The sequence below is a fragment of the Ruminococcus sp. genome, assembly GCF_019423705.1.
In the GTDB taxonomy this organism is placed as follows: Bacteria; Bacillota; Clostridia; order Oscillospirales; family Ruminococcaceae; genus Hominimerdicola.
In genome coordinates this window covers 83,765-100,391 of the sequence record NZ_JAHZAX010000007.1, presented here as the reverse complement: position 1 = coordinate 100,391, position 16,627 = coordinate 83,765, and the positions used below count along the sequence as shown (strand labels likewise).

The following is a 16,627-nucleotide window of genomic DNA, read 5'->3' as shown; positions in this document are numbered from 1 at the left end:
GGGCGTTTGTCGTTGACAATACACACAAAATGTGATAAAATCAAAAGTAAGATATGGTGAACATATCTAGCTTTCATTTGATATGTTCCACTTTTCGACGGGAGGTTTATAGCAAATGGAGACCCGTGTTGCGATGATCGCAATAATCGCCCGAAACAACGGCTCTGCCCAAGAGATAAACGCCGTGCTCCACGAATATGCAGACTTTATAATCGGCAGAATGGGTATACCCTATCGTGAAAAGGGTATGAACATCATAAGCGTTGCCATTGACGCACCGCAGGACAAGATAAATTCCCTTGCAGGAAAGATCGGCAGGATCGATGGCGTGACCGCAAAGACTCTTTATTCGCCGCAATAACACACTACTATAATTACTATAATTGAGACTGTTGAAAAACACCAAAATAACGGGCGAACGCTGTTCGCCCCTACATATAAACAGCGTATTTACGCCAATTGTATGGGACGGCGTCCTCGACGTCCCACTTTTGTCGGGCTTTTTCAACGAGCTGTATTATAATTACTATAATTACATACTATACAAATTTATGATCCCTGACGCCGAAAAGTTTTTTAAACTTTAAGGCGAAAGTACATCATAAACTGTTTGCGAAAAGCCGTCGGTGATATCCCGTGGCGTTGTTTTGATACGATTTCGCAGAAAGTTTTGGCTGTATCTTCGGGGTACGGCTTATTTTTTTAGTTTTTAGTTTTTTACTATTTTGGAGGGCTTTTTATGGGACTTAATGACGCACCAAGCGGAGAAAGAGTACACATCGGCTTTTTCGGTCGGAGAAATGCAGGCAAATCAAGCGTTGTGAACGCCGTGACGAACCAAGAGCTTGCAGTGGTATCAGACACGAAAGGCACTACCACCGACCCTGTTTCAAAGGCAATGGAGCTTTTGCCCATCGGCCCTGTCGTGATCATCGACACACCGGGCTTTGACGACGAGGGCGAGCTTGGAGAGCTGCGTGTCAAAAAGACCCGTGAGATACTTGAGCGAACGGACTGCGCCGTTCTCGTCACCGACTGCACCTGTCAGCTTGGCGGCTGCGAGAAACAGCTCATCGAAATTTTCAAAGAGAAAAATATCCCTTTCATAATCGCAAAAAACAAGTCCGACCTTATCGGCGAATTGCCGCAAGAGGACAATGCCATATACGTCAGCGCAAAGGAGCGCAGGGGCATTGAGGAGCTTAAAAACGCCATTTCAAAGCTTGTGCGCACGGAGGATATGACGATGAAGCTTGTGGGCGATCTTATATCGCCAAAAGATATGGTGGTGCTGGTCACGCCTATCGACAGCGCCGCACCAAAGGGCAGGCTTATCCTGCCGCAGCAGCAGGTCATAAGGGACGTGCTTGAAGCAAGCGCCTGCGCTGTTGTGGTGAAAGAAACAGAGCTTTTGACGGCTCTTGAACGTGTGAAGCCAACCCTTGTGATAACGGACAGTCAGGCATTTGAACGGGTATCCAAAGAGACCCCCGAGGATATTCCTCTGACGTCATTTTCGATACTTATGGCAAGGTACAAAGGCTTTCTTGAAACGGCGGTCAAGGGCGTGAAAGCTTTGGACAGGCTTTGCGACGGCGACAATGTGCTTATTTCAGAGGGCTGCACACATCACAGGCAATGCGGCGATATCGGCTCTGTAAAGCTGCCGAAATGGCTCAAAGAGCACACGGGAAAAGACCTTGACATAACGCTCTCCTCCGGTCACGGCTTCCCCGAAGAGCTTTCCAAGTTTAAACTTATAATACATTGCGGCGGCTGTATGCTTGGTTCTCGTGAGATACAAAGCCGTATGAACTGCGCCATAAAGACAGGGGTGCCGTTTACAAATTACGGCATTGCTATCGCACATATGAAGGGCATTTTAAAGCGCAGCATTGGAATTTTTCCCGACCTTGCAAAGGAGCTTGAAGATTGAAACAGATTATTCTTATTGATAAACTGAACAGCGAGAAAAAGCTTTCCCACGCCGAATGGGTCACTCTCATATCTGACTTTGACGAGGACGACAGGGCTTACGCCGCAGAGCTTGCAAGGGGCATTGCGCAGGAGAATTTCGGCAATGATATTTTTATAAGAGGCATTGTGGAGTTTTCAAACATCTGCAAAAACGACTGCATTTACTGCGGAATAAGGCGCTCAAACGGCAACGTCAGCAGATATCGGCTGACGAAAGATGAGATACTTTCCTGCTGCGATGAGGGGTACGGCTACGGCTTCCGCACCTTTGTGCTGCAAAGCGGCGAGGACGGCTTTTACGACCGTGACATTATGTGCGATATCGTAAGCGAGATAAGATCACGTCACCCCGACTGCGCTATCACCCTTTCGCTTGGTGAAAAAAGTTATGACGATTATAAGGCGTTTTTTGAGGCTGGTGCGGACAGATATCTGCTCCGCCACGAGACCGCTGACGAGAGCCATTACGGCAAGCTTCACCCAAAGGAAATGTCTTGGAAAAACCGAATGGAATGTCTTGAAAACCTCAAAGCTATCGGCTATCAAACAGGCTGCGGAATGATGATAGGTTCGCCGTATCAGACGGCGGAATGTCTTGCGGATGATATGGAATTTATGGGCAAATTTCGCCCCCATATGATAGGCTTAGGCCCCTTTATCCCACACAAGGACACGCCTTTCAGAGACTTCCCCCAAGGCTCTTTCGAGCTCACCCTTTTTATGCTGAGCCTTTGCAGGATAATGCTTCCGAAAGTTTTGCTGCCTGCCACCACCGCCCTCGGCACAATCGACCCGAGAGGCCGTGAGCAGGGCGTGCTTGCCGGCGCAAATGTCATAATGCCAAACCTTTCGCCGCTGGAGGTGCGAAAAAAATATATGCTTTACGACAACAAAATTTGCACGGGGGACGAATCCGCGCAATGCAGAGCTTGCCTTGAAGGGCGTATGAAGTCCATTGGATACAACATCAAAATTTCAAGAGGAGATTACAGGGAATGATAAAGCTTGCTTTTTATGGAAAGGGCGGCATAGGCAAATCCACCACCGCTTCAAATCTGAGCTGCGCCCTTGCGCAAAATGGGCTTAAAGTTATGCAGATCGGCTGTGACCCGAAAGCAGATTCCACCATACTTCTTCACGGCGGCAAGCGTATCAAAACTGTGCTGGAGCTTGTGAGAAATGGCGGCGACTTTGTCCTTGAAGATATGGTCTGTGAGGGGGCAGGGGGCGTCATATGCGTTGAAGCAGGCGGCCCTGTGCCGGGGCTTGGCTGTGCAGGCAGGGGCATAATCGCCGCATTGGAAGAACTTGAAAAGAAAGGCGCATATGAAAAATACGCCCCCGATATCGTCATTTACGATGTGCTTGGCGACGTTGTGTGCGGCGGATTTTCAATGCCAATGCGAAAGGGCTATGCGGACGAAATTTTCATCATCACATCAGGCGAGAATATGTCCATTTACGCCGCCGCAAATATCGCAATGGCTGTGGAAAATTTCAAAAGCCGTGGCTATGCCACCCTTGGCGGAATAATCTTAAACAGGCGCAATGTGAAAAACGAGGACGCCAAAGCCGCAGAGCTTGCGGCGGATTTTCACACGCAGATAATAGCCGATATAAGCCGTTCTGACGTGGTTGCGCAGGCGGAAGAGCTTGGCAAAACTGTTGTGGAAGCTTTCCCCGAAAGCACCTCCGCCGCTGAATATCACGCCCTTGCGGACAAGATAGCGGAGCTTTATAAGCTTCACGAAAATGACATACAAGGCAGGGAAAGCCGATGAAAAATGACTGCAATGCTAATGTCGGTATCAATATCGGCGATATCCACAGCGATAGATTTACTGCGCCATTTGCAGGCGGACTTGAATACAATCCGCCCACAAGAGGCGTGTGGAACATTGTCCACACGGGTATGCTTATCCCGCAGTCAAGGCAGATATTCGTCTGCGCAAGGGGCTGTCTCAGGGGCGTAATTTTGACCGCCGCCGAAATGAACGCCGACGACAGAATGTCTTGGGTGGCGCTTTCTGAGCGTGACCTTTTTGACGGCACGATGGAGCAGGACGTCATCGACGGCGTGACGGACATCATCAATCGACTTTGCGACAATGGCGACAAGCCTAAATGCGTGCTGCTTTTTCTCAGCTGCGTGCATTTTTTCGCAGGCTGCGACTTCAAAATGATAATAGATGAGCTTTCAAACACTTTCCCCGATATCCATTTTATCGACTGCTATATGACCCCCACAATGCGCAAAACTATCTCCCCCGACGCTCAAATGCGCAAGCAGCTTTACGAACCGCTTTTTAAGCTAACTGACGTGAAAAAGAGCCCCAAAACTGCAGCGATAATAGGCTGCGACAGGGCTACTGACGAGAGCAGCGAGCTTGTGCGGATAATAAATTCCGCAGGCGTTGAGCTTATGGATATCACAAAATGCAAAAGCTATGATGAATACCTAAAAATGTCTGAAAGCTCCCTCAATATCACATATATCCCCACCGCAAAAGGGGCAGGCGATGAGCTTGAACGGCGGCTTGGCACAAAGCATTTGTATCTTCCGCTTTGCTGGGGCTATGACGAGATAGCGGACAATTATGACAAGCTTTGCAAGGCTCTTGGCATTGCGCCCCCCGACCTTTCGGCGGACAAGGCACAAGCTGACAATGCTCTTGCAAATGCCCTTTCTGCTGTCGGACAGACTGCAATTTCGGTTGATTATACCGCCGCCCCAAGACCTTTAGGGCTTTGCAGACTGCTTTTAGAAAATGGCTTCAACGTCAAGCGCTGTTACGCCGACAGCTTTTCAGATGAAGAAAAAGCGGACTTTGAATGGTTGAAAGAACATTTCCCTCAACTTGAAATTTTGCCGACCGTCAACGTACAAATGGAGTTTACGGAAAACAAAAGCGGTGAAAACTATCTTGCTATCGGGCAGAAAGCGGCGTTTTATTGCCAGACCGACAACTTTGTCGATATCGTGGCAGGTGGCGGCGGTTACGGCTTTGAGGGCATTTCAAAGCTTTGCGGCCTTATGGTGAACGCTTTTGAAAACAAAAAGGACAGGCGGACTGTTATTCAGCACAAAGGCTGGGGGTGCGAAAGCTGTTTATGAACACAACAAATTGCAACGATATGATGAACACGATGAGCGCAAAAGTCATTTCTATCTACTCTTCCGACACCTCGGGAGTGTGCTCGGCTTTGTATGAGCTTGGCGGAATGGTTGTTGTCCACGACGCTTCGGGCTGCAATTCCACATACGCCACCCACGATGAACCACGCTGGTACGACCGCAAGAGTATGATATACATTTCTGCCCTCAACGAGACCGACGCCATTATGGGCAACGATGAAAAATTCATCAGCGATATCTGCAAAGCCGCCAAAGAACTTGCGCCGAAATTCATCTGCATATGCGGTTCGCCAATGCCTGCTATGATAGGAACGGACTTCGTTTCGGCGGCGGAAGAGATAAAACTTCGCACGGGGATAAAAACTTTCTGCGCCGACACCAACGGCACTTTCACATATCTTCACGGGGCAGGACAAGCTTTCCGTTTGCTGGCGGAGAATTTCTGCCAGCCGCCTATTGCGACCGAAAAAAACTCCGTTAATATCATCGGCGCAACGCCCCTTGATTTTTCCATAAACACCAGCGTTCAGTCTATCAAAGCGCTGCTTGAACAAAAGGGTCTGACCGTAAAAAGCTGCTTTGCAATGGGTTGTGACCTTGACGAGATAAAACGCAGTTCGGAAGCTGAGGTCAGCCTTGTGATATCCTCCTGCGGAATCCCTGCGGCGGAATATCTTTGGGAGCGCTTCGGCATACCTTATGTTATCGGCGTGCCCTTAGGTGTGGGATTTTCGGCGAAAGTCATTAGTGATATAAATCTTGCGGCAGAGAAAAAGATCTGCATAAATTCCTGCAAAGAGTACAGGTCGGATAATTCGGCGAACGATATCGTCATTCTTGGCGAAAGCGTTTTTGCTTCATCTTTGGCGGCGGAACTTGGGGGCAGGGTGATCTCAACAGTCGAAGGCGGCTGTGAAGGTGTGCTGAATGGTGCCGATATCACCTGTTTTGACTATGAGGAAGAGCGGCTGGAAAAGATACTTTGCGGACTTGATGACAATGCTGTTATCATCGCCGACCCGCTTTTCAAGCCGATTTGCGGCAATAACAAGCGTTTTATCCCTCTGCCGCAGGTTGCGTTTTCGGGAAGATGTTTTCTCAAAGATATCCCCGACCTTATAGGCAAAAACTGCGCACAAGCGCTTGGTATAAATTAAAATAAAAACACAAAGGAGGAACGTGCTGGGCACGGACTTTTATGATAAAAATTGCGGTATACGGAAAGGGCGGAATAGGCAAATCGACTGTGACGGGCAATCTTGCCGCCGCTTTTGCGAGCCTTGGCAAAAAGGTGATACAAATAGGCTGCGACCCTAAGGCGGATTCCACCATAAACCTTCTTGGCGGCGAGCCTGTGACCCCTGTGATGAATTATCTCCGTGAACACGATGACGACCCAGAGGACATTGCAGAGATATCAAAAGAGGGTTTCGGCGGCGTGCTGTGCATTGAAACAGGCGGCCCCACCCCGGGTCTTGGCTGTGCAGGACGTGGAATAATCACCACATTCAGTCTGCTTGAAGACCTGCGGCTTTTTGAAAAATATCAACCCGATGTGGTGCTCTATGACGTGCTTGGCGACGTTGTGTGCGGTGGATTTGCCGCACCCATACGAGAGGGCTACGCTTCAAAGGTGCTTATTGTCACGTCAGGCGAGAAAATGGCGCTTTATGCGGCAAACAATATCAACAGCGCCGTGAACAATTTCGCCGACAGAAGCTACGCAAAAGTCCGTGGTATTGTGATGAACAGGCGAAATGTTGAGGACGAGGAGCAAAAGGTCAAAGCCTTTGCCGACAGCGCAGGCCTTGAGATCGTTGCGGATATCCCGAGGAGCGACGATATAATCAGATGTGAGGACAAGGGTATGACCGTTATAGAAGGTCAGCCCGACTGTCTTGCGGCGGAGCGTTTTATCGCCCTTGCGAAAGTCCTCATTGCAGAAGATCAAAACGAAAATAGCGCTGACAGCGCAGAGGTCTGATATGGCAGATATTGAAACAAAAGCTTTTTATATAACCGCCCGTGAGCTGGCAGAGCTTGGCAAGGACAACATTCCCAACGAGCTTTTGTCCGCCAAACATCTTATTTACAGCTCCCCCGCAACGCTGGCTTTCAACTCCCCCGGTGCGCAGGGCTTCGGCGTAAAAAGGGCTGGGCTTTCGGTGCCTGAGTCTGTTATGCTGCTGGTCGCACCTGCCTGCTGCGGACGTAACACCTCGACTTTGCGTGCTGAAAGCAGCTATGGCGACAGATTCTTTTATCTGCTACTTGATGACACGGATATCGTCACGGGCAGGCATTTGAGCAAGATACCGAAAGCCGTTGAGGAAGTCTGTCAGAGCCTTGACTACATCCCCTCTGCGGTGATGATATGTATAACCTGCGTTGACGCTCTCCTTGGCACGGATATGGAAAGAGTCTGCCGCAAAAGCAGCCAGCGTGCCAATGTTCCCGTTGTGCCCTGCTATATGTATGCGCTGACGAGAGAGAAAAAACTTCCGCCTATGGCAGCGGTGCGAAAGTCGGTCTATTCGCTATTGAAGCCGCAAAAGCGCCGTTCGGACGAGATAAACATTATGGGTTATTTCTCACCATTGCAGGAGGATTGCGAGCTTTATGAGCTTATGACCTCGGCTGGGATAAAAAAGATAAGAGAGCTTTCACGGTGTCAGACCTTTGAGGAATACGAGCAGATGTCAAGAGCAAATTTTTCCCTTGTCCTCGACCCCGAAGCGAGATATGCGGCGCAGGATATGGAAGAGCGCCTTGGCATTCCAAGCATTGAACTGCTGAGACTTTTCCAGCTTGACAAGATACACAATCAGTACAAGCTTCTCGGTCAGGCTATCGGCGCAGACCTTGACGACAGCGCTTATTATGACGAAACAATGCAGGCTGTAGAAGCTTTCAAGGCAAAGCACGGCAAACTGCGCTTTGCGGTGGGAGAATTTTCAAACTGCGACCCTATCGAGACTTCCCTTGCGCTGATAAGATACGGCTTTGAGGTGAAAGAAATTTTCTGCACCGTTGGTGAGCGAAATTTCGCTTTTGTGAAAAAGATCGCCCAGCTTTCGCCCGAAACAAAGATATATTCAAACCTTTCGCCGACAATGCTCTATTACGAGCCTTGCGATGATATCGACGCTTATATCGGCAAGGACTGCAAATATTATCACCCCGAATGCAAAGGCGCAGACTTCTGCGGCGAAGTCCAGCCATTCGGTTATGCAGGGGTGAAAAAGCTCTTCCATGAGCTTGACAACGCACTTTGCGATAGCGATAAGGACAAGAAAGGAGCAAAAAAATGAAAGACCTTTTGAAGCTTTTATCACCCTTTGCGCCCGATCAGTCGGGTGCTTCGGCAGTGCTCTACGAGCTTGGCGGACTTATCGTCATATGCGACGCTGGGGGCTGCGCAGGCAACGTGTGCGGCTTTGACGAGCCACGCTGGTTTGTCAAAAAGAGCGCAATTTTCAGCGCAGGGCTTAGAGATATGGACGCAATTTTAGGCCGTGACGACAGGCTCATCGAAAAGCTTTCCAAAGCCTGCGATCAGCTAAAACCTGCTTTCACCGCAATGATCGGCACGCCTGTGCCTGCTGTTATCGCAACGGATATGCGTGCGCTGAAGCGAATGGCGGAAAAGAAAACGGGGCTTCCCTGCATAACGGCGGAATGTACCGGCACAAATTATTTCGACAAGGGCGAGGAAGAGGTCTGGCTAAAGCTTTTCAAGACCTTTGCGAAAGACGATCTGCCAAAAGAGGTCGGCAAAGTGGGCATTATCGGCGCAGCGCCCCTTGAGATAAGCCTTATAAGCGCCGAGGATATCGTGGCGGAATACGAGGATAAGGGCTATAAAAACGTTGTCTGCTATGGAATGGGTGCAGGGCTTGAGGACGTGAAAAATGCTTCAAGCTGCGAGAAAAACATCGTCATTTCTGCCTCGGGCATAAAGGCGGCGGAATATCTCAAAGAAAAGTTCGGCACACCATATGAGGTTGAATTTCCCAAATGCTGCATAAGTGAGAATGTTTTTGAACAGCTTGAAAGTGCCGATATTGACGGCAAAAAGGTGCTTATCATTCACACGCAAACGGCGGCGAACGAGCTTAGGAAGCTTATAAAAGACCGCTGGGACTGTCAATGCCACAACGCAACATTTTTTATGCAAAAATCCCAACTTTCAAAGCCTAGCGACGTGACGCTTTCAGATGAGGACGATCTTCGCAGGCTTTGCGACGAGGGCGGATATGACGTTATCATCGCAGACAGAACGCTAAAGCGTGTTGTAAAAGATTTTGAGGGAATTTTTATCGACTTTCCGCATTTTGGGCTGTCAGGAAGGCTTTTGAAAGGGGAATATGAGCTGAAATGAACGAGATAGACGATATCATAGAGCGCCTTGAAGACGCTCTCGAAGAGGGCGAATTTGATTACGAGGCGGAAAACTGTATGCAGGAGCTTGACGAAAGCGGCGCAAGCTTTGAAGCCGTTGAACCGCTGCTTAGATTTATGGAGCGCCACCCTATGGCGGACTTTGACACAGCAGGAGCCGTTGTGCGATATGCGGAGCAGTTTTTCGGCAGGGGCTATGAGGGTGCGCTTATGAAGTCGGTATCACGCCGCCCCACCCTTAACACAGTCAGAATGTTAGCAAGAGTAATGGTATTTGCACAGGAAAACGAACAGGACTATGAGCCATTTGAAGACGTTCTTATCGACGTTTTGAACAGCGATTTTGAGGACGAGATAAAGGACTCCGTAAGAGAATTGATATAAATACGACTATGAAAACAGAGATGATTCGAGCTTACGGCATTGTGCAAGGGGTGGGCTTTCGACCCTTTGTGAGCCGTGAAGCGGACAGGCTGGGGCTCAAAGGCACGGTGGCGAATAAAGGCTCTTATGTTGAGATACACGCACAGGGTTCTGACGAGGCAATCGAGGGGCTGAAAAAAGCTCTTGAGGACAAAGCCCCCGAGCGTGCAATGGTAATGGAAGTTATCTCCGCCCATTGCGATGAGCCAAGCTTTGAAAGCTTTGAGATAATCGAAAGCGAAAAAGAAAAGGGAGATATTTTCGTCTCCCCCGATATCGGCATATGCGAAAAATGCAGGGCGGAGCTTTTTGACAAGGGCAACAGGCGATATCACCACCCTTTTATAAACTGCACCCAATGCGGTCCAAGGCTCACGATAATGGATGCTATGCCCTATGACAGAGTCCGCACCACAATGTCGGAATTTCCGATGTGCAAAAGCTGCGCTGCGGAATACACCGACCCTGCCACAAGGCGTTATGACGCCCAGCCCGTTTGCTGCAATGACTGCGGCCCGGAGGTCTACATCATCGGCGGCGAACGTGGCAGCAAGGCTATCACCGCCGCAAGAAAAGCCATTATGCAGGGCAAGATAATCGCAGTCAAGGGCATTGGCGGATTTCACCTTTGCTGCAACGCCAAGGACGATAGTGCGGTAAAAAGGCTTCGTGAACTTAAAACACGGCCTGCAAAGCCCTTTGCGGTTATGCTGAAAGATATGGACACCGCAAGGCGTGAATGCGAGATATCACCCGATGAGGAAAAGCTTCTGACGGGCTGGCAAAAGCCTATCCTGCTTATGAGAAAGAAAACAGGCGGCGCACTTTGCGAAAGCGTTGCCCCCGATAACCCGAACATCGGCGTTATGCTGCCATATGCGCCTTTGCAGCTTTTGCTTTTCGACTATGACGACGGCGTAAAAATGACCGACAGCCTTGTTATGACCAGCGGCAATGTCCGTGGTGCACCGATCTGCCGCAGCGATGAGGACGCCTTGCAGGAGATAGCAAGCTTCTGCGATCTGATACTTTCCCACAACAGAAAAATTCTGCTCCGTGCAGACGACACGGTTATGACTACCTATGGCGGCAGACCTTATATGATAAGGCGTTCGAGGGGCTATGCTCCCCTGCCCGTGATGACATCTTTTGGAATGAAAGGTGAGATCCTTGCCATTGGCGGCGAGCTGAAAAACGCCTTTTGTATCCGAAAGAACGATCTTTTCTATCTTTCCCCCTATGTCGGCGATATGGCGGATATCCGCACGGTGAAAGCCCTCGAAGAGTCCGTCAAGCGTATGTGCGAGCTTCTTGAAGCCAATCCAACGGCTGTGGTTTGCGATATGCACCCGAAATACAACACCGCCGCTTTGGCTGAAAGCCTTGGTCTGCCTGTGATAAAAGTCCAGCACCATTACGCCCACATTCTTTCCTGTATGGCGGAAAACGACTATGACGGCAAAGTTATCGGCGTGGCATTTGACGGCACGGGTTACGGCACGGACGGCACCATCTGGGGCGGCGAGATTCTTCTCTGCGACCGCTTCGGCTTTGAACGTTCGGCAAGCATAAAGCCTTTTATGCAGGTTGGCGGCGACCTTTCCGCAAAGGAAGGCTGGCGCATTGCGGCGGCGATAATAAGCGACGCTTTTGGCGACAGCAAAGATAATGGCGCAGAGGTCTGCGAAAAGCTTGGCATTTGCGACAAAAAGCAATTTAAGCTTATCTCCACAATGGCGGACAAAGGTCTGAACGCTGTAAGATCCACCAGCGCAGGACGGCTTTTTGACGGCGTGTCCGCAATTCTCGGACTGCGCAGGGCTTCAACATTTGAGGGCGAAGCTTCAATGGCTTTGCAGTTTGCGGCGGAAAAATTCAGCCGTGAGCCATTTGCAAAGTGCGGAATTTCCTCAGAACTTGCAAAGCTCACCGCCGAAAAAGAGGGCAGGATAATGCTTTGCACCACGGCGCTTGTGAAAAGGCTTTGTGAGCTCAAACTTGCAGGTGGCGACGTAAACGAGCTTGCATACATTTTCCACGCTTGTCTTGCGGATATGATAACAGCGTCCTGCGAAAAGGTGAAAAGCTTTAGCGGCACGCAAGTCTGCGCCCTCAGCGGCGGAGTTTTTCAGAACACTCTGCTTCTCGATATGGTAAAACGCAGGCTTGAACGCTCGGGCTTCAAGGTGCTCACCCACAGTCTTGTTCCTGCCAATGACGGCGGTATCGCTCTTGGACAAGGGCTGGCTTCCTTTGAGTTAGGAGTGAGGAGTGAGGAGTGAGGAATTTCGGTATCGCCTGCGGCGATGTATTTTTGTTTCTGTTCTGGATTTGAATTATTATTTTTGGAGGTATAAATTATGTGTGTAGGTTTATCAGCAAAGGTCGTAAGCGTTAACGACGGCACGGCACTTATTGACGCAAGCGGCGCAAAAAGGAAGGTCTCGGCCGATATTATCGAAGATCTCGAACCGGGGGATTACGTTATGGTTCACGCAGGGGTCGCTATCGCAAAGATAACCTCGGACGATACTGCGGAGACTGACGAGATTATGGAGACGCTATGAACACGATAGAAAACGCTAAAGAAATAATTGCTTCCTACAAGCGCACCGACGGCAAAAAGCTGCGCATTATGGAGGTTTGCGGCACTCACACTCACGAAATTTTCAGGCTTGGCATAAGAAAGCTTCTGCCCGAAAGCGTTGAGCTTATCTCGGGACCCGGCTGTCCTGTATGTGTTACCCCTGTGGGATTTATCGACGAAGCCTGCGTGCTGGCTCTTGAAAAAGGTGCGGTGATATGCACTTTCGGCGATCTTATAAGAGTACCCGGCAGCGAGATGAGCCTTGCGGCGGCACGTTCAAAGGGTGCGATAATAAAGACCGTTTATTCACCTCTTGACGCTGCCCAATACGCCGACAGCCACAGAGATCAGCAGGTGGTATTTCTTGCGGTGGGCTTTGAGACCACCACGCCGTCCGCCTGTCTTGCGGTGGAAAAGGCGCAGAAAATGGAGCTTGAAAACTTCTCTATCCTCGGGGCGAACAAGACTATGCCAAACGCATACAAAGCCCTTGAGGGCAGCGCAGACGCTTTTCTTTATCCCGGTCACGTCAACGCCATAACAGGCACGGCGATATGCGAAGAGCTTGCAAAAAAGGGCGTATCGGGCGTTGTTACGGGCTTTACGGCGGCAGAGCTTTTGACGGCTCTTGCGGTAACGATACAGCTTTCGCAGACGGGCGAGCCGTTTTTCCGCAACTGCTATCCACGAGTTGTAAAGCCCGAGGGCAATCCTGCGGCGATAAAGCTTATGGAAAAGATTATGACCCCTTGCGACAGCGAATGGCGTGGCCTCGGGGTGATACCGATGTCGGGAATGGTGCTCCGTGATGAATATGCGGAATTTGACGCACGGAAAAAATTCTCTCTGCCAAAGATAACAGGCAAGCCGAACCCAGCCTGCCGCTGCGGCGAAGTTTTGCAGGGCAAATGCAAGCCCTCGGACTGCAAAGTTTTCGGCAAGGTCTGCACGCCACTTCACCCTATCGGCGCTTGTATGGTGTCCAACGAGGGCGCTTGCTCGGCTTATTATCAGTACGGAAATGTGTAAAATCATAAAACTATATGACTATAAAACTATAAGGGAGAAAAAAATGAAAAGAGAACTTGGCATTGCACGCTGTGGACTTGCCTGCTGTCTATGCTCTGAAAATGAACATTGCATGGGCTGTAATTCAGGGGAATGTACCGATAAAGGCTGGTGCGAAAACAGAAAATGCTCTATGGAAAAAGGACTTGCCGGCTGTGATGACTGCGAAGAAGATTGCCGCAAGGGTCTGCTTGCAAAAATAAAGCCTTATGGCTTCACAATGTTCGTAAAACGATATGGCAAAGAGGCATTGCTTGACCGCCTTGAGATAAACGAGCAAAAGGGCGTCGTTTATCATCGAGAGGGTATAACGGGTGATTATGACGATTTTGACGATGTTCAAAAACTTATGGATTTTATACTGACAGGAAAACGATAGGAGCGAAATCCTACGCTTGATCTTATTTACCTACCAAAAGAAAAGAGGAACCATTATGACAGAAATGACAAATATAAAAGACAAATTTGTTACCCTTGCCCACGGCGCAGGCGGCAAACAAACTTCCGAGCTTATCGACCGTGTGTTCAAGGAACATTTCGCAAACCCCGACCTCACCGCCGATGACGCCGCCGTGCTTTCCATGGAAAAGGGCAAGATAGCATTCACCACCGACGGCTTTATAGTTTCGCCATATGAGTTTGCAGGGGGAAATATCGGCAAACTGAGCATTTGCGGCACGGTCAACGACCTTTCTTGTATGGGCGCAAAGCCTTTGTATCTTTCCTGCGCTTTCGTTATCGAGGAGGGCTTTCCAATGGATAAGCTTGAGGAGATTGCCACCGCAATGGCAAAGACTGCTAAAGAGGCAGGGGTCGAGATATGTGCAGGTGATACCAAGGTGGCAGGAAAAGGTCAGGTAGACGGCGTTTTCATCACCACAACGGGCATTGGCAGGATAATGGAAAACGCCAACACCTCGGGCAAGCTTGCCAAGCCGGGGGACGCTGTTATCGTGTCGGGTGATATCGGCAGACACGGCTGTACAATACTTTTGGCTCGTGACGAATTTGGCATTGAAGCCGACGTCACAAGCGACTGCGCACCCCTTTGGGCAAATGTCAAAGCGATGTTCGATGTCACCGACGATATCCACGTTATCCGTGATGCCACAAGAGGCGGCGTTGGAACGGTGCTTTACGAGATCGCAGGTCAAAGCGGCGTGGGAATTACTCTTGACGCTGAAAAGATACCAGTTGTGGACGAGGTAAGGGGCGTGTGCGGAATGTTAGGACTTGAGCCGCTGTATCTTGCCTGCGAGGGCAGACTTGTGATATTCGCACCAAAGGACAAAGCTGAAAGCATCGTTTCTGCGCTGAAAAAATGCAAAAATTCAGAAAATGCGGCAATAATAGGAGAAGTGACCGCCGACAACGCAGGCAGAGTTATAATGAAAACAGAGATCGGCTCTCAGACCTTGCTTCCTCAGCCGGGCGGCGAACTGCTCCCGAGAATATGTTAAGCAACACCCTTCACTATCGCCTAAAAATAACAGTTGACTTTTCACAAAAAATATGTATAATAGTATATAAGTCAAAGAAAAAAGGTGTACAAGTTGACCTAATTAACAAAAAGGCAATTTTATTTTAGACAGATATAAAAAAATAACATTGCAAATATAAAATACAAAACATAAGCCAAAGGAGGCAAACGATCTTATGAGCAACAATTCATTTTCACAAGACTTTACGAATCCTCGTGTCAAAAAGCTGAGCACGTTTTCTCAGTCGGTTTTCGGCATTGAGGCCGCAACTTATAAGGGTATCGCTATGAAAACGCTGTTTTTCGTTGCGATATTCGGCGCAGGAATGGGCGCATATTTTTACATTCACAACTTTTTAGGCGGCGGAGCAACGATCTATCCCCTTGAAAGCGGAGTGCTTTTCGGTGCGATGATCGCAACGCTTATCTCAGGTATCGTGGCTTCACTAGCCCCGAGGACCACCGCCGTTACAGGCACGATCTATTCCGCTGGTATGGGTTATTCCATAACGCTGCTTTCGATGATGTATGCGCAGGCTTACAAGGGCATTGTTATTGAAGCCCTTGTGCTGACCCTTTTGACCGTTGGCGTGCTTGCTGTGCTTTATGCAAAAGGCAATATCCACGTTGGACAGCGTTTCAGAACGGCGCTTATCGCTTGGCTTTGGGTATCTATCATAGGCGGACTGCTTTTCGCTATCCTTTCCTTCGCAGCCCCGAACTCAGCCCTTTACCGCTCCATCGTAATCGCAAACAACGGCCCTATCGGCATTGTTATCGCAGCTATCGGCGTGTTCGTTGCAGCAGCACTTCTTATCTGCGATTTTGAAACTATCCGTCTGACAGTTGAGCACGGACTTCCTGCTTACTATGAATGGTACGCAAGCTACGGTCTTATCGTTGGCGTTATCTATCTTTACCTCAAGATACTTGACCTCCTCGTAAAGATCGCAAACAACAGAAGAAATTAAGCGCTTCACGGCTTTTTGCTCCCACTAACATTCTGTGGGAGCTTTTTTTGTGCAAAAAATAATGCGCCTGCCATTTATTCAATTTTCAAGTTACTGTGCGGAGAGTACGTCACAAAGCTGCGCTTTAAAATTGTGCGCACACGCATTTTTATGTTTTCGTCTCAACATTTGGGTGCAAGTCCTTAGATGCGCCAGCCGACTCTTCACCTCGGAGCCATCACCGCCCGTCCACAGGGCAGCACCAAACAAAGACCGCCTAGCGGCTTTGCACGTAATCTGCTTGCAGATTTTCCGTCATATAGCACATAAATCCCTTGACATACATAAAGTATGCCTGCGGAATTTCTGCACTATCTGACGAAAAATCTGACGGCGCATCTTACGCACAATCTTTGTTTGGTGCTGCCCTCGTTTCCCTTGCCACTCTACAAATGTCTTTCTACTTATCCCGAAAAATCGGTGAAAAGTTGCATAAAAAATGCAACAATTGCTCAAATGTTGCCAAATTAAATTATTTTTCGTTTGTTTGCACAAATTGGAATAATCGAAATCGGTGGGGTTGCACAACCAAAAAGGTCGTCCCC

General features: G+C 49.2%; 16 protein-coding genes. All 16 read left to right on the top strand.

The window, feature by feature from the left end; translation table 11 throughout:
* Positions 1–115: 115 nt before the first annotated feature.
* The 16 genes from QZ371_RS07290 (at position 116) to QZ371_RS07215 (ending at position 16,043) form a co-directional block, all read left to right on the top strand.
* Positions 116–361, top strand: coding sequence for a TM1266 family iron-only hydrogenase system putative regulator (locus tag QZ371_RS07290; RefSeq protein ID WP_295211154.1), 246 nt, complete (start codon positions 116–118; stop codon positions 359–361).
* Between the two features lie 378 nt (positions 362–739).
* Entirely contained in the window at positions 740–1,936 is a 1,197-nt protein-coding gene (hydF, locus tag QZ371_RS07285) for a [FeFe] hydrogenase H-cluster maturation GTPase HydF (protein WP_295211152.1), read from the top strand.
* Positions 1,933–2,976, top strand: coding sequence for a [FeFe] hydrogenase H-cluster radical SAM maturase HydE (gene hydE, locus QZ371_RS07280; RefSeq protein ID WP_295211150.1), 1,044 nt, complete (start codon positions 1,933–1,935; stop codon positions 2,974–2,976). The genes hydF and hydE overlap by 4 nt, the downstream gene beginning before the upstream one ends.
* Positions 2,973–3,758, top strand: a complete 786-nt coding sequence (locus QZ371_RS07275; RefSeq protein WP_295211148.1) for a nitrogenase iron protein NifH — start codon at positions 2,973–2,975, stop codon at positions 3,756–3,758. The genes hydE and QZ371_RS07275 overlap by 4 nt, the downstream gene beginning before the upstream one ends.
* Entirely contained in the window at positions 3,755–5,092 is a 1,338-nt protein-coding gene (locus QZ371_RS07270) for a nitrogenase component 1 (RefSeq protein ID WP_295211147.1), read from the top strand. Before QZ371_RS07275 ends, QZ371_RS07270 begins: the two co-directional genes overlap by 4 nt.
* Complete coding sequence (locus QZ371_RS07265) at positions 5,089–6,270, top strand: nitrogenase component 1 (RefSeq protein ID WP_295211146.1); 1,182 nt, start codon at positions 5,089–5,091, stop codon at positions 6,268–6,270. The genes QZ371_RS07270 and QZ371_RS07265 overlap by 4 nt, the downstream gene beginning before the upstream one ends.
* A gap of 41 nt (positions 6,271–6,311) precedes the next feature.
* The gene (locus tag QZ371_RS07260) at positions 6,312–7,097 is read left to right on the top strand and encodes a nitrogenase iron protein NifH (protein WP_295211144.1); all 786 of its coding nucleotides are present in this window, start codon (positions 6,312–6,314) and stop codon (positions 7,095–7,097) included.
* Position 7,098: 1 nt separating this feature from the next.
* Complete coding sequence (locus QZ371_RS07255; protein ID WP_295211141.1) at positions 7,099–8,424, top strand: nitrogenase component 1; 1,326 nt, start codon at positions 7,099–7,101, stop codon at positions 8,422–8,424.
* A complete protein-coding gene (locus QZ371_RS07250; protein WP_295211139.1) occupies positions 8,421–9,494 on the top strand; it encodes a nitrogenase component 1 in 1,074 nt (357 codons plus the stop codon). Before QZ371_RS07255 ends, QZ371_RS07250 begins: the two co-directional genes overlap by 4 nt.
* A complete protein-coding gene (locus tag QZ371_RS07245; RefSeq protein ID WP_295211135.1) occupies positions 9,491–9,898 on the top strand; it encodes a hypothetical protein in 408 nt (135 codons plus the stop codon). Before QZ371_RS07250 ends, QZ371_RS07245 begins: the two co-directional genes overlap by 4 nt.
* A gap of 8 nt (positions 9,899–9,906) precedes the next feature.
* Positions 9,907–12,219 carry a carbamoyltransferase HypF gene (gene hypF, locus QZ371_RS07240; RefSeq protein ID WP_295211133.1) on the top strand — a complete coding sequence of 771 codons (2,313 nt, stop codon included), beginning with the start codon at positions 9,907–9,909 and terminating at the stop codon, positions 12,217–12,219.
* A gap of 78 nt (positions 12,220–12,297) precedes the next feature.
* Complete coding sequence (locus QZ371_RS07235) at positions 12,298–12,504, top strand: HypC/HybG/HupF family hydrogenase formation chaperone (protein ID WP_295211131.1); 207 nt, start codon at positions 12,298–12,300, stop codon at positions 12,502–12,504.
* Entirely contained in the window at positions 12,501–13,553 is a 1,053-nt protein-coding gene (hypD, locus tag QZ371_RS07230) for a hydrogenase formation protein HypD (protein WP_295211130.1), read from the top strand. The genes QZ371_RS07235 and hypD overlap by 4 nt, the downstream gene beginning before the upstream one ends.
* Positions 13,554–13,596: 43 nt before the next feature.
* Positions 13,597–13,971, top strand: a complete 375-nt coding sequence (locus QZ371_RS07225; RefSeq protein WP_295211128.1) for a DUF3795 domain-containing protein — start codon at positions 13,597–13,599, stop codon at positions 13,969–13,971.
* A gap of 55 nt (positions 13,972–14,026) precedes the next feature.
* On the top strand, positions 14,027–15,052 hold the full coding sequence (gene hypE / locus QZ371_RS07220; protein ID WP_366558715.1) for a hydrogenase expression/formation protein HypE: 1,026 nt from the start codon (positions 14,027–14,029) through the stop codon (positions 15,050–15,052).
* Positions 15,053–15,248: 196 nt separating this feature from the next.
* The gene (locus QZ371_RS07215; protein WP_295211126.1) at positions 15,249–16,043 is read left to right on the top strand and encodes a Bax inhibitor-1/YccA family protein; all 795 of its coding nucleotides are present in this window, start codon (positions 15,249–15,251) and stop codon (positions 16,041–16,043) included.
* Positions 16,044–16,627: the final 584 nt, after the last annotated feature.

Bases quoted from the DNA above. Each gene is read 5' to 3' on its own strand.
- QZ371_RS07290 (WP_295211154.1), top strand. From the start codon at position 116: ATGGAGACCCGTGTTGCGATGATCGCAATAATCGCCCGAAACAACGGC.
- hydF (WP_295211152.1), top strand. From the start codon at position 740: ATGGGACTTAATGACGCACCAAGCGGAGAAAGAGTACACATCGGCTTT.
- QZ371_RS07275 (WP_295211148.1), top strand. From the start codon at position 2,973: ATGATAAAGCTTGCTTTTTATGGAAAGGGCGGCATAGGCAAATCCACC.
- QZ371_RS07270 (WP_295211147.1), top strand. From the start codon at position 3,755: ATGAAAAATGACTGCAATGCTAATGTCGGTATCAATATCGGCGATATC.
- QZ371_RS07265 (WP_295211146.1), top strand. From the start codon at position 5,089: ATGAACACAACAAATTGCAACGATATGATGAACACGATGAGCGCAAAA.
- QZ371_RS07260 (WP_295211144.1), top strand. From the start codon at position 6,312: ATGATAAAAATTGCGGTATACGGAAAGGGCGGAATAGGCAAATCGACT.
- QZ371_RS07255 (WP_295211141.1), top strand. From the start codon at position 7,099: ATGGCAGATATTGAAACAAAAGCTTTTTATATAACCGCCCGTGAGCTG.
- QZ371_RS07250 (WP_295211139.1), top strand. From the start codon at position 8,421: ATGAAAGACCTTTTGAAGCTTTTATCACCCTTTGCGCCCGATCAGTCG.
- QZ371_RS07245 (WP_295211135.1), top strand. From the start codon at position 9,491: ATGAACGAGATAGACGATATCATAGAGCGCCTTGAAGACGCTCTCGAA.
- hypF (WP_295211133.1), top strand. From the start codon at position 9,907: ATGAAAACAGAGATGATTCGAGCTTACGGCATTGTGCAAGGGGTGGGC.
- QZ371_RS07235 (WP_295211131.1), top strand. From the start codon at position 12,298: ATGTGTGTAGGTTTATCAGCAAAGGTCGTAAGCGTTAACGACGGCACG.
- hypD (WP_295211130.1), top strand. From the start codon at position 12,501: ATGAACACGATAGAAAACGCTAAAGAAATAATTGCTTCCTACAAGCGC.
- QZ371_RS07225 (WP_295211128.1), top strand. From the start codon at position 13,597: ATGAAAAGAGAACTTGGCATTGCACGCTGTGGACTTGCCTGCTGTCTA.
- hypE (WP_366558715.1), top strand. From the start codon at position 14,027: ATGACAGAAATGACAAATATAAAAGACAAATTTGTTACCCTTGCCCAC.
- QZ371_RS07215 (WP_295211126.1), top strand. From the start codon at position 15,249: ATGAGCAACAATTCATTTTCACAAGACTTTACGAATCCTCGTGTCAAA.